This is a genomic window from Bradyrhizobium ferriligni, assembly GCF_056837965.1.
On record NZ_JBXEJO010000018.1, the window covers coordinates 42,594 to 61,289 of the forward strand.

The window sequence follows — 18,696 nt, forward strand, 5'->3', positions numbered from 1 at the left end:
TGCCGTCGGGAAATATCGGCATGTCACTGCGCAGATGCAATGCAACGCCGCGCAACAACGTTACCAATTTGTCAGTCGGTGTTTAGACGAATCAAGGGCTCGATGTAGAGAGGCCAACAGAGCAATCATCGTGTCGCGCCATCACACGCTGCCGCCGATCATAACTACGCCGCCACCACCGAAGCCGAAGCCCGCGCGGCGCTGGCGTGGCGTCGGTTACGCGCAGGGTGTGCGTGCGGCTGACGAGGCCGCAGACATCGAGGATGGTGCACCAGTGCGCAGCACGCCGGTTGTTCCGCAGCATGCGCGCCCGGTCGAGACCGTCGAGCGGCGCGTGCCCTCACCGAACGGCAAGCTCAGCGACGACACGCTGCGCGCGATGCTCGAGGTGCAGGAGAAGCAGCCGGGGTAACTGGTCACACCCGCTGTCGTTCACTCGAGCGGGATAAACCAGCTTGAACGCGCTTTGAGGGAGGGCTCCCCCGGCCCTCCCGTACTCGGTTAATTGCCAACCCACACGTTGCCGTTCGCGTCGAAATCGTTCTTCGGGTTGTAGCCGGACTCGCGAAGATTCCGCATACGCATCGCGCGGTCGCCGACATCGCCATTGAGACTGGCGTTGGCGTTGAGCACGGCAGGACTCAGTGCGGTACCCATCACGAGGCGTTGGTGGGTCCGGTGTTGTGCCGTCCGTGCATCGGCGAGTGCCGCCGTGGAGAGAGAGGCGACTGCGATCGAAACAAGAATGATTTTCGTCATGGTCAGCTCCTGTGAAGTAACCAGCTGAGCTTTCAATCGCTTCCAGAAAATACGTTCTCGCGCCGAATGTGAGAATCACCACAGCCCGGCGGCGATCACGATCGATTAGACTAGCAGGCAGAAGCCAACGCTTCTTGGACGCCCGCGCACAGCGTCGCGGGACGTCCATGCGCAGCTCGCAAACGTCAACTTGTAGTGATCGAGATGCGCCGCCGCGTTGATGGCACAAAGTGAATAGCGGCTGACCGCAGCAATCCGCGTCGGCATTCGCACCGATGAGTCCCGGATCGCGCTTCCGCTTTCACTCTTCGAGCTTCGGCGAGACAAGTCGATGACCCGGGACGACATTGGAGTTGGTGGCGCCCCCTCACCTCGGCGTCAGCGTGATCGCTTCCGCGGTTGCGGCTTCGACGGCGCCACGGCTGTAGAGCAGCGGCACATACTGACCCGTCGCCCACAGCGGCGCGAGATCGCGGTAGTGGCCGCTGAAGGGATCGCCGGATTGGCCCGGCGTGTTGACGGCGCGGCTCGCATCCCAATTGCCGACATCGAGCACCATGCGGAATGAAGCGCCGGAGATCAGATGATAGTCGGAACGGCGATAGGTGGCGGCGCGCGGCACGTTGGCGGCGCCGCCGAATGCAAGCGGGCCGACCTGCATCTGCGCCGCGGTCGCCTTGTCGGCGAGCGGCATCAGCGCGTGATTGAACTGCGCGACATGCAGCCGGCCCCAGCGCCAGGTCGACGCATCGGGACCGAGCTTGTCGGCAACGTCGGCGACGGCCTCGCCGAGGCTGTCGCGCAGCACGCGGTCGCGCTCGGCTGAGGGATCGCTGCCGAGCGCCGCGTCCGGCTTTTCGAGATAGCCGACAATGGCGGAGATGCTGGAGGCCTCCGGCGCGATCAGCTCGGCCGCCTTCGGCGCGGTGGTCTTGAGCAGCACCGGGCCGAGATGGTTTGCGATCCACACCTCATAGACCGCGGCGGCCGCGCTGTCGGCCGCGTCGCGCGCATCCCACGCCTTGAGCAGATCGAGGCCCTTCCTGACGTTCGCATCATCCGACGTGAGCGGCTTCAGCAGCGCGACGAGGCGCCGCGCGAGCATGCCGGTATCGTCGTTCTGCAGCGCCATCGCGTCCGCCAGCGTCACCTTGCTGTTGGCCTGCAGCACCTCGGTGATGCGCTGCCAGCGCGCGCTGTCGGCCCATTCGAACCCGACCCTGCGCTCACCCACCGGATAATCCGCCGGCAGGTTCATCTGGTTGGCGGTGGCGATGAAACCCTGCTTCGGCTGATAGAGCTTCGGCAATTCGTCGAGCGACAGAAAGCCCTGCCACTCGTAGCGGCCGTCGCCGGGCACCGGCATCAGACCGTCGAAGCTGGCGCGGCGCGGCGTCTTGCCGGCGGCGACCCAGCCGATGTTGCCGCTGCTATCCGCATAGACCTGGTTCTCCGACGGAGCGCCCCAGCGCCGCATCGCACCGAGGAAGCCGTTCCAGCTCTTCGTGGTCATGTAATCGGACGAGCCGAAATAGGCCGAGGTGCCCGGCTCGAACCAGATCGAGCGCACGGCGAACGCATGCTTCTTGTCGGCGTCGACGAAGATCACCGGGCCGTGGCGGGTGAACTTCAGCTCGAGGTCGCGGTCGGCCTCGCCCTTCACCGCTTCCTTCTCATGCACGATCCGCATGTCCTCCCAGCCGGTGCCGTAGCGGTACTGGTTCGGATTGTCGGGGTTGAGCTCGTAGACGTAGAGGTCTTCCTGGTCGACGTTGAAGATGGTCAGGCCGAACGCGATGGTGTCGTTGTGGCCGATCGAGATGCCCGGCAGCGCCGGCTCGCCGGCGCCGATCACGGAGATGCCGGGTGCGTTGAGGCCGACGATGTAACGCAGCGACGGCACCGAGTGCTCGCGATGCGGATCGTTGGCGAGGATCGGACGTCCGGTCGCGGTGCGCGATGCCGCGATCACCCAATTGTTGGAGCCGATGGTGTCGCGCTGCTGGTCGGCCTCGGCGAGGTACGTGTCGGGGTCATGCGCCAGCGCCGCCTTCTGGTCCTTCGGCGCGGCGAACTTCACCGGCCGCGTGGCAAGATCGTAGGCAGCGAGCACCGCCTTCGGCACGCTGCAGGGATCGAGGCCATCGGGAATCCTGGTGGTCCAGGCCGGCTCCAGCTTGACGCGGAAGCGATCGGCATCGAGGCCGGCAGCGCAGGCCACCCGCGAACGCTTCACCTCGGAGGCGACGTTGCGCGTCAGACCATGGCTGCGGACGCGCACGACATCCTCTGCCGACCACAAATCCGGCATCGTACCTGCGATCCTGAACTCGATCGGCAACGCGCGCTTACCCGCCTGGACGTCGGCGACATAGGCATTGACGCCGGCGACGAACGCCTCCGCATAGGATTTCGCCTTCGGGCCGTAGGCGGCCCATTCCGCATTCATGTCGCCGCGATAGAGGAACAGACGCAGCGCCTTGTCCTGCTCGACATAAGCGGGGCCAAAGTCCTTCGCCAGCAGGCCGAGCCCGCGCTTGCGCCAGAGATCGATCTGCCAGAGCCGGTCGCGCGCGGCGTTGAAGCCTTGCAGGAAGAACAGGTCGTGCTCGTTGCCGGCATAGATGTGCGGAATGCCCCAGACATCGACCAGGATCTGGCCCGGCGCCTTCAGCCCCGCGACGTCGGTCTTGACCTCGCGCGCTGCGACGAGCGGGCTCGGCTTCTCGCGCGCGGTGGCGGGAGTGGTGAGTATCGCGGCACAGAGCGTGGCGGCGAGTAGCTTGGCGACGCGGTTGAGATCCGTGTTCATGTTGTTCTCCGATGGTTGTTATTGGTTAGCTACGTGCGAATGCACGTTGAGACATTTCTTGCCGCAGCGGCGCTGCGCCCCCTCTCCCGCTTGCGGGTCACGACGAGCAAAGCTCGCGCTGAGAGGGTTGGGGTGGGGGTGTCGCCGCGATGGACTAGTCATGATGCGGGGAGAGCCCCCACCCGCATTGCATCTCCGATGCAATGCGACCTCCCCCGCAAGCGGGAGAGGTGCAGCGAGCTTGCCGCAGCATCAGATCATTACGACTCCCCCTCGTCGCTCGCCAGCACGCCCTTCACGGCGCGGGCCCAGCCGGCGAGCTTGCGTTCGCGCGTCGCCTGGCTCATCACCGGCCGGAAGCGGTGCTCGAGCCGCCAATTGTCGGCGAACTTGGCGGGCTCCGGATAGACGCCGGCATCGAGGCCGGCTAGATAGGCGGCCCCTAACGCCGTGGTCTCCTGGATCATCGGGCGATCGACCGGGGCGTTGAGCAGATCGGCGAGGCGCTGCATGGTCCAGTCGGAGGCGGTCATGCCGCCGTCGACGCGCAGCACGGTGTTGGCGGCGTTGGCCTCCGGCCAGTCGGTGCGCATCGCGGCCCACAGATCAAAGGTCTGGTAGCAGACGCTCTCCAAGGTCGCATGCGCGAGCTCGGCCGGACCGGTGTTGCGGGTCAGCCCGAACAGCGCACCGCGCACGCGCGGATTCCAGTACGGCGCGCCCATGCCGACAAACGCAGGCACCAGGTAGACGCTCTGCATGCTGTCCGACTTGTCGGCGAGCGGCCCGGTCTCGGCGGCATGCTTGATGATACCGAGCCCGTCGCGCAGCCACTGCACCGCGCTGCCGGCGACGAAGATCGAACCTTCGAGCGCGTAGGTGCGCTGGCCGCCGAGCTGGTAGGCGATGGTGGTGAGCAGCTTGTTCTTCGAGGCCACCGGCGTGGTGCCGGTGTTGAGCAGCGCGAAGCAGCCGGTGCCGTAGGTCGACTTCATCATGCCGGGCTCGAAGCAGGCCTGGCCGATGGTCGCGGCCTGCTGGTCGCCGGCAATGCCCGAAATCGCGATCGGGCCGCCGAACAGATCGGCGGTGCTCTCGCCGAAGCGGGCGGAGGAATCCTTCACTTCGGGAAGCATCGAGCGCGGCACGCGCAAGAGGTTGACGAGGTCGTCGTCCCAGGCGCCGGTGTGGATGTTGAACAGCAGTGTGCGCGAGGCATTGGTGGCGTCGGTGGCGTGGACTCTCCCGCCGGTGAGCCGCCACAGCAGATAGCAGTCGACGGTGCCGAACAGCAGCTCGCCGCGCTCGGCGCGCTCGCGCGCGCCCGGCACGTGATCGAGGATCCAGGCGACTTTGGTGCCGGAGAAATAGGGATCGATAATGAGACCGGTCTTGGCCGAAATCGCCGGCTCATGGCCCTCGGCCTTGAGCCTGGCGCAGATGTCGGCGGTGCGGCGGTCCTGCCAGACGATGGCGCGGTGCACGGCCTGTCCGGTGGCGCGGTCCCACACCACGGTGGTCTCGCGCTGGTTGGTGATGCCGATCGCGGCGATGTCCTTCGCCTTGAGGCCGGCCTTCTCCAGCGCATCGCGACACACCATTACGGTCGAGGTCCAGATGTCCTCCGGCTCGTGCTCGACCCAGCCGGAGGCGGGGAAATGCTGCGGAAACTCCTGCTGCGCGACGGCGGCGATGGAGATGTCGCCGCGAAACACCATGGCGCGCGACGATGTGGTGCCCTGATCGATGGCCAGCACGAAAGACATGAGCGTTTCCTTTGGCGCTTAGGAGAATGCGTCAAGGCCAAAGGAGCGGATTACCGTGGCAAGGTCAAGCTTGGGAAGGTGGTGGTGAGACACCCGCGATCCTAAGGCGCGAGTGGCGCCACACGCTCCGCTGTCGTCCCGGCGAAGGCCGGGACCCATACTCCGCGGCGGTTGTAGTAGGCGGGACTCGTCATTCCATGAACACGCGACAATGACCCTCGGTGGTTATGGGTCCCGGCCTTCGCCGGGACGACACTGAATGCTTGGTGCCGCTGGTGATTCATGCACCTTTACTCTCTGACGCGCGCCAGCGGATCCGCGCGAAGAGAGAGTCCGATCACATCGGCCGGTAGGTCCTGACGTCGGCGGGGACGTTGACGCCGATCTTGATCGCGCCGACCGAGCGGATGATGTCGTCGCCGAGCAGCTGGGCGAAGCAGGCATAGCCCCAGTCGTTCATGTGCAAGCCGTCGGCGGTGACGAAATCTGTGATGGGGATCGCCTGTTTCTCGTGCCAGTCGCGCATCACCTCGAAGCGCGGGAAGATGCCGACATGGCGCAGCGCGGCGATGCGGCCGAGCAGCTTCACCATGCCGCGCGCGCTTTCGGGACGCTCGGTGACGCGCGGCGAATATTGCGGATCGACCAGCACGACGTCGGCGCCGGACGCCTGAAGGCGCGCCACGCCGTCCTCGACCTGCTTGGCGGTCTCGGCGGGATCGAGGTTGCGCAGCACCGCGTTGGTGCCGACCTGCCAGATCACCATGTCGGGATGTACGTCGATCACTTCGGTTTGCAGCCGCGCCATCATCTCGGGCGCGTCCTCGCCGCCCTTGCCGCGATTGAGCACGGTGATGTCGGCGGACGGATACTGCCGGCGCAACTGTCCGGCGAGCCGGTTGGGATAGGTGAATTCCGGCGCCGACGATCCATAGCCCTGGGTCGAGGACGAGCCGAACGCGATGATGACGACCGGCTTGCCGGCGGCAAGCTTGGCCGCGACATGCGGCAGCGAGCCGGTGCTGTTCGGTACGCCCTTGGGCTGCTGACAGGGCACGCGGTGGAAGATGTCGCTGGCGGATTTCGCGGCCTGCTTCACCTTGTCGAGCGCCTTCGCGGCGACGCCGGGTTGCGGCTGCTGAGCGGCGGTCGCTTCGATCGCGGCGGGCCTGCTCGGCTCTGTCTTCGTGGCTTCAGCCTTGGTACCGGATGAGATCGCTGCATGCTGGTCGGCCTGCCCGGTCTGCGCGCGCGACGGCGCGACCCCGAGCAGCGCCAGCACTGCAACAGCGCACAGGCCTCGCCCTGCGGAAGCGCGAAAAGGGAAGGCAAAACGCATTTACTCTGCTTCCTTAATTCTGCTGCACCGGGCCCAGATGGGCCGCATCGATCACGAATTTCGCCAGTGCGCGGCCGAGACAGGCATGAACCTTCTTGGCCAGATCGACACCATGCGAGGTGCTGAACAGGTCAAAATATCCGGCGTCGCTCCACTGCTTCATAATCGCGAACCGGTCGAACAGCGGAACGTCGTGCTGCTGCGCCACCACCTTCATGTTGTCGAGATAGGGCGGCGCAGAGATCATCGTCTCCGTACGCGGGCTGTATTGCAGATTGACCAGCACTACGTCGGTCCCTGCGTCCCGCAACGCAACAACGCCTTCGTTGATGGCGGTACGGAAATCGTCGGGATCGACTGCTCGCATAGCATCGACCGTTCCGGTCTGCCAGATAACCAAAGTAGGCTTTTTTGCTTCAACAAGCTTAACAAGGGTTCCCGCGGTCTCCTCGGCGGTGCTCTTTCCCTGTAATTCTACGGATAGATCGATCGTCGACGACGGCAACGCCTCCTTCAGCGCCGCCTGCAGCGTGGCCGGATAGGCGCTCGCCTCGTTGCCCTGGATGGTCGAGGAGCGGCTGCCGACCACCAGCACGTTGAGCGGCCGGTTGGACTTGATGGCATCGGTGACCTTGGGCAGCGAGCTCTCGCTCGAAAGCAGATAGGCGGGCACGTCGCAGGGCGGCGGCGGTGCCGGCTCCGTTGTGTCGCCGGCGCGCGCGGGCGCCGCCGCCAAACCGGCCGTCAGGCAGGCTGCGAGCAGTGTCAGGCCCAGCATCGTCCGCGCGGACTTCATGCTCCCCCTCCCGCCAGATCGGCGTTGCCGGCGGCGCCTTTTTTCGAGGCGCCTTTGTCGGCGGAGTGCTTGTACCACGAAATGATCCACGCCATGCCGCACATGATGAGGATGCCGCAGACGCTGATCAAGGCGTGCAGTGCGGCACCGCCAGATACTTCGGCAAGCACGAAGTGACCGGCAAAGGCGAGGAAGACCCCGAGACAGAATATCTCAAGCGAGTGCTGGCCACACAGGATCAAAGGTCGCAGCCAGGGCGATTTCAGCCCCGGCCAGTCCTTGGGCAGGAAGCGCACGGTGAGCGCGGCGAGCGCCAGGAAGTGCGCGAACCGCAACACGTCCAGGTCGGTCTTGTTGATCGGATACATCCATTGCTCGATCACCTTCGGCATGATGTGGCCGAGCTGCGGCACGTACCAGGTCAGCGTCACGAAGAACGCCGCGACCAGATAGACGATGCAAATCCACATCGTGATGTTCGACGACAGGATGCGCGACATCCGCCGAGCGCCGCCGAGCGCGCACCAGGCGCCGAACACGAACAGCAATTGCCAGGCGAACGGATTGAACGCCCAGAAGCCGTTCGGATAGGCCGAGAGATAGAGGTCGAACTGCCAGGTCAGCGCGTAGAGCACGACCGAGAGGCCGAGCGTGACGTCGGGCTTCCATTTCATCAGCCACAGGATCAGCGGCAGGAACAGCATCAAGACGATATAGAGCGGCAGCACGTCCATGTTGACGGGACGGAAGCGCAGCAGCAGCGCCTGGACGATGGTGACGTCGGGCTGCTTGAGGAAGTCCATGATCCCCATTTCCTCGCTGTAGAGCGGGTTCTCGAACGAGGTCGCGACATAGGAGATCTCGGCGAGGAAGATCGTGAACAGGAAGACGTGCGCGACATAGATCTGCCAGACCCGGCGCAGGATGCGCGCGGTCGCGATCACGAAGCCGCCCTCCAGCATCGCGCGGCCGTAGACGAAGGCCGCGGTGTAGCCGGAGATGAAGATGAAGATCTCGGTGGCGTCGGAGAAGCCGTAATTGCGGATCGTGAGCCATGTCAGAAGATTGGTCGGCAGATGATCGATGAAGATCAGCCACAGCGCGAGCCCGCGGAACAGATCGAGGCGGAGCTCGCGCTCGCCGGTCGCCGGCAACGTGATCGCGGGCGCAGCAACCTTCGCCTCGGCCTCAGCCTTTACCTCGGCCTTGGCGTCAGCCACCGGCGAACCGGCTATGGGGTCGGCAATCGAGCTCATCAAACACCGTGTCGGCCGCGGACGCCCCGCACGCCGTGCTGAAAAGATAATATCGGTCCGCGAGTTGCCGACAAAGCACGGAGTGCGGCGGCATGCGGCCGCGCTTTAGAGCGGAACTATGTTGAAACCGCGATGAACGGGCCGCCCCTGGGCCGCCTTTTCACGGCCTGGCAGGCGATTGGTTCCGGCGGTTCAATTGGCTATGATGGCGCCCTGTTCGAGCATGATCCGGTCGAAAACGGGCCATGCGCCAGGACCATCGGATTGAGCCGCATGTACCGCGCCGTTACCCGCCAGATCGAAGTCACCGTCGAGCCGAACTTCATGCCGGAGCGCTCGTCGGTCGACCGGCGCGAATATTTCTGGTCGTACAAGATCGTGATCGTCAATTCGGGCCCGGAAACGGTGCAGCTGCGGACGCGGCACTGGATCATCACCGACGCCACCGGCCGCCGCCAGGAGGTGCGCGGCGAGGGCGTGGTCGGCGAGCAGCCGGTGCTCGCGCCCGGCGAGCGCTTCGAATACACGAGCGGCGTGCCGCTGCCGACCGCCTCCGGCTTCATGACCGGCAGCTATCAGATGGTCACCGAAGCCGGCGAGCGCTTCGACATCGACGTGCCGACATTCTCGCTGGATAGCCCGAGCCCGGGCGGCAAAAGGGTGTTGAACTGACGCCTGCATAGCCCGGATGGAGCGAAGCGCAATCCGAGGGCAGGTGCATCCGAGGTTGGAGCGGCCCCGGATTTCGCGGAGCCTGTCATCGGGCGCGCGTTCGCGCGACCCGTTGGCTTCATCCGGGCTACGATGACGAACGCGTCTACTCGACGCCGGCTTCCTGCGGCGTGAACTCATACACCGACGAGCAGAACTCGCAGGTCACGACGACCTTGCCGTCCTTGACCATCTCGGCGCGGTCGTTCGGCGCAAAGCTCTTCAGCATCGACGACACCGCATCGCGCGAGCAGGAGCATTGCGCGCGCAGCGTTTGCGGGTTGAAGACGCGAACGCCGCGTTCGTGGAACAGGCGATAGAGCAGCCGCTCGCCGGACAGATCGGGATCGATCAGCTCGACGTCCTCGACGGTCGAGATCAGCGACTGACCCTCGATCCAGGCGTCATCGTCCGGCACGCTATGCGTGGCGGTGCCTTCCGGCGCATCGCCGGGATGCAGATCGGCCTGCTTGGCGCGCTCGGGCGCCTTGGGCAGGAATTGCAGCAGGATGCCGCCGGCGCGCCAGTGCAGCTTGCCGCCCTCGCCGCCGCGCATCTCCTCGCCGACCGCAAGCCGCACCCGCGTCGGGATCTGCTCCGAGCGCAGGAAATATTCATGGGCTGCCTCTTCCAGGCCGCCGCCGTCGAGCGCGACCAGTCCCTGGTAACGGCTGGTGTTCGAGCCCTGATCGATGGTCATCGCGAGGTGGCCCTTGCCGAGCAGCTCGCCCGAGCTCTGGCCGTTCTTGAGGCGCGATGCGTCGTAGCGCGCATAGGCGCGCAGCCGGTCGGGCGCCTGAAAATCGACGATCAGGAGCGACACCGGACCGTCGGTCCGGGTCTGCAGGATGAAGCGGCCCTCGAACTTGACCGACGAGCCGAGCAGCGTGGTGAGCACGATCGCCTCGCCGAGCAGCTTGCCGACCGCGGGCGGATAATCGTGCTTGTGCAGGATCTCGTCGAGCGCGGGGCCAAGCCGGGTCAGCCGGCCGCGCAGGTCCAGCGCGCCGACCTCGAAGGCCAGCACGGCATCGTCGACAGGAACCGCTGAGGGCGCGCGAACCGGCGCCTCGGGCGTGATTTTGATGTCGGGGGATTGTGAAACCATGGCGCTCTATCTGGGGTCTCGGACCGCAAAACGAAAGGGGTTCACCGGAACGGATCTATCCGTCGTCCCTACGAAAGCAGGGACCCATAACCACCAATGTGAGTTGCTGCATCAAGCTGGGGCCCCAGCCTTCACAACAATTGACAGCGATGGTTATGGGTCCCGGGTCGCGCTGCGCTTGCCCGGGACGACAACGCTTACTGATCTACGACTACGCGACCGCGTCGAAACACCAGGCCAGAATGCCCTTCTGCGCATGCAGGCGGTTTTCCGCCTCGTCGAACACCACGGATTGCGGCCCGTCGATCACCTCGTCGGTGACCTCCTCGCCGCGATGTGCGGGCAGGCAGTGCATGAACAGTGCGTCCGGCTTGGCGAGCGACATCAGCTTGGCATTGACCTGATAGGGCCGCAGCACGTTGTGGCGGTGCTCGCCCTCCTTGTCGCCCATCGACACCCAGGTGTCGGTGACGACGCAGTCGGCGCCGCGCACGGCGGCTTCCGGATCGGTGCCGAGCACGATCGGCGCGCCGGTCGCCTTGATCCAGTCGCGCATCGGCTTCTTCGGCGCCAGCTCCGGCGGGGTCGCGACATTGAGCTGGAACTTGAATCGCTCGGCGGCATGCGCCCAGGAGGCCAGCACGTTGTTGTCGTCGCCGGTCCAGGCCACGGTCTTGCCCTCGATCGAGCCGCGATTTTCCTCATAGGTCATGAGGTCGGCCATCACCTGGCAGGGATGCGAACGCCGGGTCAGGCCGTTGATGACGGGGACGGTGGCGTGAGCCGCGAGCTCGAGCAGCGCGTCATGGTTTAGGATGCGGATCATGATCGCATCGACATAGCGCGACAGCACGCGCGCGGTGTCGGCGATGGTCTCGCCGCGGCCGAGCTGCATCTCGGCGCCGGTCAGCATGATGGATTCACCGCCGAGCTGGCGCATGCCGACGTCGAACGACACCCTTGTGCGGGTCGACGGGCGCTCGAAGATCATCGCCAGCGTCTTGCCTTCGAGCGGCTTCCTGCCCTTCTCATGCGCCTTCAGCTTCGCCTTCATGGCGGCTCCGGCGGACAGCATGTTGCGCAACTCGCCGAGCGGCAGCTCGTTGATATCGAGGAAGTGGCGGACCGGCTTGCTCATCATCCAGCCGCCTTCTTCGGCTGCGCCGCCGGCAATGTCGCGCAGGCGCGCTCGAGCGCAGTGATCGACGTATCGATCTCGGCCTCGGTCACGATCAGCGGCGCCAGGAACCGCACCACATTGTCGCCGGCACCGACGGTGAGCAGCTTTTCGTTGCGCAGTGCTGCGATCAGATCGCCCGACGGCACCACGGCCTTGACGCCTATCAACAGCCCCTCACCGCGCACCTCCGACAGCACGCCGGGATAGCGGTCGACGACGGAAGCGAGCTTCTGCTTGAGCAGCAGCGACATCTTCTGCACATGCTCGAAGAAGCCGGGTTTCAGCATGACGTCGAGCACGGCATTGGCGGCGGCGACCGCGAGCGGATTGCCGCCGAAGGTCGAGCCGTGCGAGCCGGGCGCCATGCCGGCCGCAGCCTGCGCGGTCGCCAGCACCGCGCCGATCGGGAAACCGCCGCCGAGCGCCTTGGCCAGCGACATCACGTCCGGCGTGACGCCGGTACGCTTGTAGGCGAACAGTTCGCCGGTGCGGCCCATGCCGGTCTGCACCTCGTCGAAGGCGAGCAGCAGGCCGTGCTCGTCGCAGAGCGCGCGCAGCGCCTTGAAGAACGCCTGCGGCGCCGAGCGCACGCCGCCCTCGCCCTGCACCGGCTCGATCAGGATGCCGGCGGTGTGCGGGCCGATCGCCTTCTTCACCGCCTCGATGTCGCCATGCGGCACCTGGTCGAAGCCGTCCATCGGCGGGCCGAAGCCCTCGAGATATTTCGCCGAGCCGGTCGCCGCCAGCGTGCCCAGTGTGCGGCCGTGGAAGGCGCCCTCGAAGGTGATGATGCGGTAGCGCTCGCCATGGCCCTTGGAGAAGTGATAGTGGCGGACCAGCTTGATCACGCCCTCCATCGCTTCGGCACCGGAATTGCAGAAGAACACGAAGTCGGCAAAGCTCTGCTCGCACAGCCGCGCGGCAAGCACCTCGCCGTCCGGGCTCTTGAACAGGTTCGACATGTGCCAGAGCTTGGTCGCCTGTTCCTGCAGCGCCTTGACCAGATGCGGATGCGCGTGTCCGAGCGCGTTGACCGCGACGCCCGAGGTGAAATCGAGATAGCGGTCGCCGTTGGTTGCGATCAGCCAGGCGCCCTCACCGCGCTCGAAGCCGAGATCGACCCTGGCGAAGACGGGAAGCAGATGCGACGTGGCAGCGTTGGTCATGGCGTTCACTGACGGTTTTTAAGCCGACAATTGCCGCTGCGCCTTGACGCCAGCGCAGCAACGGCCAGCTTCGGAAAACAAAACGGCCGCCTTTGCGGGCGGCACGTGGCGGGCATTCTATGCTGCGGTCGGTAAGTGTCAATCGTCACGAAGTGGCCTTCCTGCAATGCGAAACGAGCGCAATCCGGAGCATTCCGGTGCGGTGGAAAAGCCTCATCGCAATGCTTAACTGTGTGGGAACATGTGGACGCACGGCCGCGGACTCTTGCGCCAGAGTCACGCCATATTGTAGCGTTTGGCCTGTCGGGTACGACATCTCGTGCGGCAGTACTGGACCCTCTAAGTAGCCTTCGTATCGCGCGTAAACGTTCGGGCGCAAGACCGCGCCCGGCGAGGGCTAAGGGATTCTGGCCGCAGGGATATTTGTCCAGATTGGCTCGCAGCGCCGCTCCAATGATTGGCCGGCGCTACGCGAAGGGAAGAATGCGATGACTGTATTGACCTGGTCCGACGATCGCGTCGAGCAGCTGAAGAAGCTCTGGGAGTCCGGCCTGTCGGCCAGCCAGATCGCGGCGGAACTTGGCAATGTGACGCGAAACGCCGTGATCGGCAAAGTGCATCGGCTCGGCCTCTCCGGCCGCGCCAAGGCACCCTCCACGGCCGCGCCGCGGCAGCGCAAGGCCCGCCCCGCCCAGCACATGATGCGGGTGGCGCGCCCGGTCTCGCGCGGCAACACCGCACTGGCGCACGCCTTCGAGGTCGAGATGGAGCCGGATCCGATCTCCTTCGACAATGTGGTGCCGATGAGCCAGCGGCTGTCGCTGCTCGAGCTCAACGAGGCCACCTGTCACTGGCCGGTCGGCGATCCCTCGAGCCCGGAATTCTTCTTCTGCGGCGGCAAGGCGCTCGCCGGCCTGCCCTATTGCGCGCATCACTCGCGCGTTGCCTACCAGCCCGCCGCCGATCGCCGCCGGCCGTCGGCGAAACCGCAGATCAAGTGAGCACTCGGGAAACCACGGAAGACCTGAAAAACAAATCCCCGCGAAAGCGGGGATTTTTTTGTGGCGCGCAGCCCGTTACATCACCGCCGTCGTCCCGGCGCAGGCCGGGACCCATAACCACGAATGCGTGTTGTTAGAAAGCCGTCCGGCCACGTGCCGATTACACCGGCCGCGGCGTATGGGTCCCGGCTCCCGTGCGCAATTGCGCACTAGGCCGGGACGACACCGTGCTGCGGGCTATGAATCCCGCAACGGCCGTTACGGCTGCGGCTCGGCCTTGGCAAAGCGGTCGTCGAGCGCGTAGCCGGCGCCGCGCACGGTGCGGATCGGATCCTGCTCGCGGCCGGGATTGAGCAGCTTGCGCAGGCGGCCGATGTGCACGTCGACGGTGCGTTCATCGATGTAGATGTCGCGGCCCCAGACGCTGTCGAGCAGCTGCTCGCGGCTGAACACGCGGCCGGGATGCTCGAGGAAGAATTCGAGCAGGCGATACTCGGTCGGCCCGAGATCGATCGGACGGCCGGAGCGCGCCACGCGGCGCTTCTCGCGGTCGAGCTCGATGTCGCCATAGGTCAGCACGGTCGCAAGCCGCTCGGGGCTCGCGCGGCGCAAGAGGCCCTTCACCCGCGCCAGCAGTTCCGGCACCGAGAACGGCTTGACGATGTAATCGTCAGCGCCGGTGGCAAGCCCGCGCACGCGCTCGCTTTCCTCGCCGCGCGCGGTCAGCATGATGATCGGAAGCTGCTTGGTCTCGGGCCGCGCCCGCAGGCGGCGGCACAGCTCGATGCCGGACAGGCCCGGCAGCATCCAGTCGAGCACCACGAGGTCGGGAACGCGCTCCTTCAGCCTCGTGTCGGCATCGTCGCCGCGCCCCACCGTCTCGACATCGTAGCCTTCCGCATCGAGGTTGTAGCGCAACAGCGTCGTCAGCGCTTCCTCGTCTTCGACTACCAGAATGCGTGCGCTCATCGGTTTAAGTTCTTTCTCTGTGGTGATCCGTTGCCCAGACGCAAACCGAAACGCTTAACTTCCTTGAGCATAGTTCCCGCGGAAACGATTTGTCGCGAGGATCGTCCAGTTTCACTCTTGCCGGTTCCGCGCTTGCCGATCATGCCTCAGTTGCCCGGCACCGTGGTGGCAAAAGTGGTCATGTCCCCCTTCGGGCGCTTGTCGGTGATCTGCTGGCCCTCGATCATGTAGAACACGGTCTCTGCGATATTGGTGGCGTGATCGCCGATCCGCTCGATGTTCTTGGCGCAGAACATCAGATGGATGCAGAACGAGATGTTGCGCGGATCTTCCATCATGTAGGTGAGCAGTTCGCGGAACAGCGAGGTGCAGATCGCATCGACCTCCTCGTCGCCCTTCCAGACGTTCATCGCCGCCGGCAGGTCGTGCGCGGCATAGGCGTCGAGCACCGACTTGACCTGCGACAGCACGAGGTCGGTCATGTGCTCGAGGCCGCGGATCAGCTTCAGCGGCTGGAAATCGCTCTCCAGCGCCGCGACGCGCTTGCCCATGTTCTTGGCGAGGTCGCCGATCCGCTCGAGGTCGGTGGCGACGCGCATCGCGCTGACGATCTCACGCAGGTCGATCGCCATCGGCTGGCGGCGCGCGATCGTCAGCACCGCGCGCTCTTCGATGTTGCGCTGCAGATTGTCGATCTCGATGTCGGCGGCGACCACGCGCTTGCCGAGCGCGACGTCGCGACGGATCAGCGCGTCGACCGACTCGGTAATCATCCGTTCGACCAGGCCGCCCATCTCGGCGACCAGGCGGGTCAACTCCTGCAGGTCGCTGTCGAATGCCTTGGCGGTATGTTCAGAAGCCATCGCTTGTCTCCCTCAACCATGTTCCCGGGGATCATGGTTTCGTGTCCTGAATTTTAGCATGACCTGATCGGAAAACCGGTTTCCACTTTTCCGGATCATGCGCCGGTCAACCGAACCGGCCGGTGATGTAGTCCTGGGTGCGCCGATCGCTCGGTGAGGTGAAGATCTTGTTGGTGTCGTCGAACTCGATCAGCTCGCCGAGATACATGAAGGCGGTCTTGTCGGAGACGCGCGCCGCCTGCTGCATGTTGTGGGTGACGATCGCGATCGTGTAGTCCTCGGAGAGCTCCTGGATCAGCTCCTCGACCTTGGCGGTCGAGATCGGGTCGAGCGCCGAGCACGGCTCGTCGAACAGGATCACCTCGGGGCGCACCGCCACGGTGCGCGCGATGCACAGGCGCTGCTGCTGGCCGCCGGAGAGCGACAGGCCGGAGGCGTTCAGCTTGTCCTTGACCTCGTTCCACAGCGCGCCGCCGCGCAGCGCCTTCTCGACCCGGTCGTCCATCTCGGACTTCGAGATCTTCTCGTAGAGGCGGATGCCGAAGGCGATGTTCTCGTAGATCGTCATCGGGAACGGCGTCGGCTTCTGGAACACCATGCCGACCCGCGCGCGCAGCAAGTTGAGGTCGAGCTTGGGGTCGAGAATGTTGGTCTGGTCCAGCATCAGCTGGCCGACCGCGCGCTGGCCCGGATAGAGGTCGTACATCCGGTTGAAGATGCGCAGCAGGGTCGACTTGCCGCAGCCGGACGGGCCGATGAACGCCGTGACGCGGTTGGTGCCGAGCGTCAGGTTGATGTTCTTCAGCGCGTGGTGCTCGCCGTAATAGAAGTTGAGGTTGCGCACCGTGACTTTCGGCGGCGCTTCCGGCAGCGGAACCTGGGGAACGTGGCCCGCGGCAGTCGTGGAGACGGAAAGCTCGGTCATTTTGCGGCCCTTTCGGCACCAAGGATACGCGCGCCGATATTCAACGCGAGCACGGTGAATGTGATGAGCAGCGCACCGCTCCACGCCAGCTCTTTCCAGTAGGCGTAGGGGCTCTGCACGAAGTTGTTGATGGTCACCGGCAGGTTGGCCATCGTCTTGGTCAGATCTAGGCTGAAGAACTGGTTCGACAGCGCGGTGAACAGCAGCGGCGCGGTCTCGCCGGCGACGCGGGCGGTCGCCAGCAGCACGCCGGTGATCAGACCCGATCGCGCCGCACGATAGGCGATCCGCTTGATCACCAGCGAACGCGGCAGGCCGAGCGCGGAGGCGGCCTCGCGCAGCGGATTGGGCACCAAGAGCAGCATGTCCTCGGTGGTGCGCAGCACGACGGGGATCACGATCACCGCGAGCGCGAGACTGCCTGCGATCGCCGAGAAGCCGCGCATCGGCACCACCACCGCACCATAGATGAACAGGCCGATGATGATCGAGGGCGCGCTGAGCAGGATGTCGTTGATGAAGCGGATCACCGAGGTCAGCTTGTCGTGCTTGCCGTATTCGGCGAGGTAGGTGCCGGCGAACAGGCCGAGCGGCGCGCCGATGCCGACGCCGATCGCGGTCATGATGACCGAGCCGACGATGGCGTTGAGCAGGCCGCCTTCGGTCGAGCCGGGCGGCGGCGTGTTCTGGGTGAACAGCTGCACGCTGAGGCCGGCGAGGCCGTTATAGAGCAGCGTGATCAGGATCAGCGCCAGCCAGGTGACGCCGAACAGCGCGGCGCCGACACAGAGTGCGCGGATGACGATGTCGCTGCGGCGGCGGGATTTGTAGATCGGGTTCATGGCGTTACTTCCCCGCCTTCTTTTCAAGCCGCATCAGCATCAGCCGCGCGCCGGCGAGCACGAAGAAGGTCAGCACGAACAGCAGCAGGCCGAGCAGGATCAGGCCGGACTGGTGCAGGCCGTCGCTCTCGGCGAATTCGCTTGCGATCGCCGCCGAGATCGTGGTGCCCGGCGCGAAGATCGACGACGAGATGCGGAACGAGTTGCCGATGATGAAGGTCACCGCCATGGTCTCGCCGAGCGCGCGGCCGAGCGCCAGCATGATGCCGCCGATCACGCCGACGCGGGTGTAGGGGATCACGACGCTGCGGACGACCTCCCAGGTGGTGCAGCCCATGCCGTAGGCGGCCTCTTTCAGCACCGGCGGCACGGTCTTGAACACGTCGACCGAGATCGCGGTGATGAAGGGCAGCACCATGATCGCAAGGATCAGCGCAGCGTTGAACAGGCTGAGATAGGACGGCGGGCCGGCGAACACCGCGCCCAGCACCGGGACGCCCTCGAAGATCCGGATCATGAAAGGCTGGAACGTGTTGGCCAGGAACGGGCCAAGCACGAAGAAGCCCCACATGCCGTAGATGATCGAGGGGATGCCGGCGAGCAGCTCGATCGCGATGCCGATCGGGCGGCGCAGCACTTGCGGGCAGAGCTCGGTGAGGAACACGGCGATGCCGATGCCGACCGGAATGGCGATCAGCATCGCGATGACCGAGGTGATCAGCGTGCCGTAGATCGGGCCGAGCGCGCCGAGTACCGGCGGATCGGCCGAGGGTGCCCAGCGCTGCGTCCAGAGGAAGGCGAAGCCGTATTCCTTCATCGCCGGCCAGGCGCCGACGATCAGCGACAGGATGATGCCGCCGAGGATCAACAGGACCGAAATCGCCGAGATGCGGGTGATCCAATAGAAGGTGAGGTCACCGAGCCTGAAGGCGCTGAGGGCCTTGGCGCGATCGTAAGGTCCCGCGGCTTCCATCACATCGCTCTGAACAGCCATGTCTGCCACGCCAATCCCCTCTTTAGTATGCAAAAGCCACGCAAACCGCTACGCCCCGAAGCGATCTTCACTGACGCATTTGGCCGGGCGTCGTCGTTCCAGCCACGCCCCTTGAGGCGCGAACCCCGGCCTCGATCCCGCGCTTGTTGCCGCGGTGATGGAGACCGGGTCTTGGTCGCTCAACCTGTGCCGCGATCGAGTCGGCACAG

At 65.3% G+C, this 18,696-nt stretch carries 17 protein-coding genes; 3 read left to right on the forward strand and 14 right to left on the reverse strand.

Annotated elements, in window-relative coordinates:
- The first annotated feature begins 130 nt into the window (after window positions 1-130).
- Complete coding sequence (locus AC1VNY_RS13010) at window positions 131-412, forward strand: hypothetical protein (protein WP_482405425.1); 282 nt, start codon at window positions 131-133, stop codon at window positions 410-412.
- An 89-nt stretch (window positions 413-501) separates the two neighbouring features.
- Here the strand turns inward: AC1VNY_RS13010 and AC1VNY_RS13015 are convergent, their stop codons facing one another.
- From AC1VNY_RS13015 to AC1VNY_RS13040, 6 genes are all read right to left on the reverse strand, one after another.
- Complete coding sequence (locus tag AC1VNY_RS13015) at window positions 502-759, reverse strand: hypothetical protein (RefSeq protein WP_461192169.1); 258 nt, start codon at window positions 757-759, stop codon at window positions 502-504.
- A gap of 367 nt (window positions 760-1,126) precedes the next feature.
- Complete coding sequence (locus AC1VNY_RS13020) at window positions 1,127-3,571, reverse strand: penicillin acylase family protein (RefSeq protein ID WP_482405426.1); 2,445 nt, start codon at window positions 3,569-3,571, stop codon at window positions 1,127-1,129.
- 260 nt (window positions 3,572-3,831) lie between these two features.
- A complete protein-coding gene (gene glpK / locus AC1VNY_RS13025) occupies window positions 3,832-5,337 on the reverse strand; it encodes a glycerol kinase GlpK (protein ID WP_482405427.1) in 1,506 nt (501 codons plus the stop codon).
- 337 nt (window positions 5,338-5,674) lie between these two features.
- Window positions 5,675-6,676 (reverse strand): SGNH/GDSL hydrolase family protein, encoded by a 1,002-nt coding sequence (locus AC1VNY_RS13030; RefSeq protein ID WP_482405428.1) that lies wholly within the window; start codon window positions 6,674-6,676, stop codon window positions 5,675-5,677.
- Window positions 6,677-6,689: 13 nt separating this feature from the next.
- Window positions 6,690-7,472, reverse strand: coding sequence for an SGNH/GDSL hydrolase family protein (locus AC1VNY_RS13035; RefSeq protein ID WP_482405429.1), 783 nt, complete (start codon window positions 7,470-7,472; stop codon window positions 6,690-6,692).
- Window positions 7,469-8,728 (reverse strand): OpgC domain-containing protein, encoded by a 1,260-nt coding sequence (locus AC1VNY_RS13040; protein WP_482405430.1) that lies wholly within the window; start codon window positions 8,726-8,728, stop codon window positions 7,469-7,471. Before AC1VNY_RS13040 ends, AC1VNY_RS13035 begins: the two co-directional genes overlap by 4 nt.
- A 273-nt stretch (window positions 8,729-9,001) precedes the next feature.
- On the opposite strand from AC1VNY_RS13040, the gene apaG reads away from it, so the two are divergent.
- Window positions 9,002-9,400, forward strand: a complete 399-nt coding sequence (gene apaG / locus AC1VNY_RS13045; RefSeq protein WP_028333747.1) for a Co2+/Mg2+ efflux protein ApaG — start codon at window positions 9,002-9,004, stop codon at window positions 9,398-9,400.
- A 145-nt stretch (window positions 9,401-9,545) separates the two neighbouring features.
- Here apaG and AC1VNY_RS13050 read toward each other — a convergent pair whose 3' ends face one another.
- The 3 genes from AC1VNY_RS13050 to AC1VNY_RS13060 all read right to left on the reverse strand — a co-directional run bounded on the left by AC1VNY_RS13050 (window position 9,546) and on the right by AC1VNY_RS13060 (window position 12,893).
- A complete protein-coding gene (locus AC1VNY_RS13050; protein WP_482405431.1) occupies window positions 9,546-10,547 on the reverse strand; it encodes an Hsp33 family molecular chaperone in 1,002 nt (333 codons plus the stop codon).
- Window positions 10,548-10,758: 211 nt separating this feature from the next.
- The gene (gene argF / locus AC1VNY_RS13055; RefSeq protein ID WP_038387609.1) at window positions 10,759-11,685 is read right to left on the reverse strand and encodes an ornithine carbamoyltransferase; all 927 of its coding nucleotides are present in this window, start codon (window positions 11,683-11,685) and stop codon (window positions 10,759-10,761) included.
- Window positions 11,685-12,893 (reverse strand): acetylornithine transaminase, encoded by a 1,209-nt coding sequence (locus tag AC1VNY_RS13060; protein WP_482405432.1) that lies wholly within the window; start codon window positions 12,891-12,893, stop codon window positions 11,685-11,687. Before AC1VNY_RS13060 ends, argF begins: the two co-directional genes overlap by 1 nt.
- A 488-nt stretch (window positions 12,894-13,381) precedes the next feature.
- Between AC1VNY_RS13060 and AC1VNY_RS13065 the strand changes: the two genes are divergently transcribed.
- Complete coding sequence (locus tag AC1VNY_RS13065; protein WP_021076557.1) at window positions 13,382-13,894, forward strand: GcrA family cell cycle regulator; 513 nt, start codon at window positions 13,382-13,384, stop codon at window positions 13,892-13,894.
- Between the two features lie 258 nt (window positions 13,895-14,152).
- On the opposite strand, the gene phoB is transcribed toward AC1VNY_RS13065, so the two are convergent.
- The 5 genes from phoB to pstC form a co-directional block, all read right to left on the reverse strand.
- Window positions 14,153-14,863 carry a phosphate regulon transcriptional regulator PhoB gene (phoB, locus tag AC1VNY_RS13070; RefSeq protein WP_016844067.1) on the reverse strand — a complete coding sequence of 237 codons (711 nt, stop codon included), beginning with the start codon at window positions 14,861-14,863 and terminating at the stop codon, window positions 14,153-14,155.
- 146 nt (window positions 14,864-15,009) lie between these two features.
- Complete coding sequence (gene phoU / locus AC1VNY_RS13075) at window positions 15,010-15,726, reverse strand: phosphate signaling complex protein PhoU (protein ID WP_016844066.1); 717 nt, start codon at window positions 15,724-15,726, stop codon at window positions 15,010-15,012.
- 106 nt (window positions 15,727-15,832) lie between these two features.
- The gene (pstB, locus tag AC1VNY_RS13080; RefSeq protein ID WP_016844065.1) at window positions 15,833-16,651 is read right to left on the reverse strand and encodes a phosphate ABC transporter ATP-binding protein PstB; all 819 of its coding nucleotides are present in this window, start codon (window positions 16,649-16,651) and stop codon (window positions 15,833-15,835) included.
- Window positions 16,648-17,493, reverse strand: coding sequence for a phosphate ABC transporter permease PstA (gene pstA / locus AC1VNY_RS13085; protein ID WP_482405433.1), 846 nt, complete (start codon window positions 17,491-17,493; stop codon window positions 16,648-16,650). The genes pstB and pstA overlap by 4 nt, the downstream gene beginning before the upstream one ends.
- 4 nt (window positions 17,494-17,497) lie before the next feature.
- Window positions 17,498-18,487: a phosphate ABC transporter permease subunit PstC gene (pstC, locus tag AC1VNY_RS13090; RefSeq protein WP_482405434.1), complete on the reverse strand. Its 990-nt coding sequence runs from the start codon at window positions 18,485-18,487 to the stop codon at window positions 17,498-17,500.
- Between the last annotated feature and the right edge of the window lie 209 nt (window positions 18,488-18,696).

What these genes read in the sequence shown, in the direction of transcription:
- AC1VNY_RS13015 (WP_461192169.1), bottom strand. Translation starts at nt 759, where the DNA reads ATGACGAAAATCATTCTTGTTTCGATCGCAGTCGCCTCTCTCTCCACG.
- AC1VNY_RS13020 (WP_482405426.1), bottom strand. Translation starts at nt 3,571, where the DNA reads ATGAACACGGATCTCAACCGCGTCGCCAAGCTACTCGCCGCCACGCTC.
- glpK (WP_482405427.1), bottom strand. Translation starts at nt 5,337, where the DNA reads ATGTCTTTCGTGCTGGCCATCGATCAGGGCACCACATCGTCGCGCGCC.
- AC1VNY_RS13030 (WP_482405428.1), bottom strand. Translation starts at nt 6,676, where the DNA reads ATGCGTTTTGCCTTCCCTTTTCGCGCTTCCGCAGGGCGAGGCCTGTGC.
- AC1VNY_RS13035 (WP_482405429.1), bottom strand. Translation starts at nt 7,472, where the DNA reads ATGAAGTCCGCGCGGACGATGCTGGGCCTGACACTGCTCGCAGCCTGC.
- AC1VNY_RS13040 (WP_482405430.1), bottom strand. Translation starts at nt 8,728, where the DNA reads ATGAGCTCGATTGCCGACCCCATAGCCGGTTCGCCGGTGGCTGACGCC.
- apaG (WP_028333747.1), top strand. Translation starts at nt 9,002, where the DNA reads ATGTACCGCGCCGTTACCCGCCAGATCGAAGTCACCGTCGAGCCGAAC.
- AC1VNY_RS13050 (WP_482405431.1), bottom strand. Translation starts at nt 10,547, where the DNA reads ATGGTTTCACAATCCCCCGACATCAAAATCACGCCCGAGGCGCCGGTT.
- argF (WP_038387609.1), bottom strand. Translation starts at nt 11,685, where the DNA reads ATGAGCAAGCCGGTCCGCCACTTCCTCGATATCAACGAGCTGCCGCTC.
- AC1VNY_RS13060 (WP_482405432.1), bottom strand. Translation starts at nt 12,893, where the DNA reads ATGACCAACGCTGCCACGTCGCATCTGCTTCCCGTCTTCGCCAGGGTC.
- AC1VNY_RS13065 (WP_021076557.1), top strand. Translation starts at nt 13,382, where the DNA reads ATGACTGTATTGACCTGGTCCGACGATCGCGTCGAGCAGCTGAAGAAG.
- phoB (WP_016844067.1), bottom strand. Translation starts at nt 14,863, where the DNA reads ATGAGCGCACGCATTCTGGTAGTCGAAGACGAGGAAGCGCTGACGACG.
- phoU (WP_016844066.1), bottom strand. Translation starts at nt 15,726, where the DNA reads ATGGCTTCTGAACATACCGCCAAGGCATTCGACAGCGACCTGCAGGAG.
- pstB (WP_016844065.1), bottom strand. Translation starts at nt 16,651, where the DNA reads ATGACCGAGCTTTCCGTCTCCACGACTGCCGCGGGCCACGTTCCCCAG.
- pstA (WP_482405433.1), bottom strand. Translation starts at nt 17,493, where the DNA reads ATGAACCCGATCTACAAATCCCGCCGCCGCAGCGACATCGTCATCCGC.
- pstC (WP_482405434.1), bottom strand. Translation starts at nt 18,487, where the DNA reads ATGGCTGTTCAGAGCGATGTGATGGAAGCCGCGGGACCTTACGATCGC.